A 604-nucleotide genomic window follows, 5' to 3' on the forward strand; every position below is an offset into this window, starting at 1 on the left:
CGGCGCTCGGTGCTGCCTGGCTGGCCGGCTCGAAGGCCGGGGTGTGGCCGAAGATGAAGGACTTCGCCAAGGCGTGGTCACTCGACCGCCGCTTCAAGCCGGAAATGGATGCGAAGATCCGCACAGCCAAGCTCAAGGGCTGGCACGACGCCGTCAGGCGAACCCTGACGGCCTGATTTCGACGCCCATGGGCGTTGTTTTTGCTGCGAAAAAGCTGGTTGTCCGCAGCGGTTTGGAAATCGGCTTTTTTCCGGTTGACCATGGGGGGCACTCTCCCTATGTTCCGCCCACTTTTCAGGCGGACCGGCATTCGGAAACGCGGTCGGCAAAAGCCGGGCGATGTTCCGGCCAGAAAGCCAGGATGGGCCGGTAGCTCAGCGGTAGAGCACGTGACTTTTAATCATGTGGTCGAGGGTTCGATCCCCTCCCGGCTCACCATCTTAACCAGCTGAAGAATTTGATATTGTTCTAATTTAGCGTGCTGCTACGCTGTGCAAAACGCGCGTGGCCCAATTGCCTCTTACGATGCCCGCAGCACAGTGGGCCCATCATGGCGGCGGAGTTGGATACAGTCCTGTTCGAAATGGCGGTTCGGGCTGCCAGC

1 tRNA gene and 1 pseudogene are annotated in these 604 nt (G+C 59.8%); both read left to right on the forward strand.

Going from position 1 to position 604, the window contains the following annotated elements:
- Positions 1–176 (forward strand): annotated as a pseudogene (locus tag DC522_RS33970) (glycerol kinase); the annotation flags it as partial.
- Between the two features lie 187 nt (positions 177–363).
- Positions 364–438: transfer RNA gene (locus tag DC522_RS33975), tRNA-Lys, on the forward strand.
- Positions 439–604: the final 166 nt, after the last annotated feature.

Source organism: Microvirga sp. KLBC 81, from assembly GCF_003075415.1.
Lineage (GTDB): Bacteria > Pseudomonadota > Alphaproteobacteria > Rhizobiales > Beijerinckiaceae > Microvirga.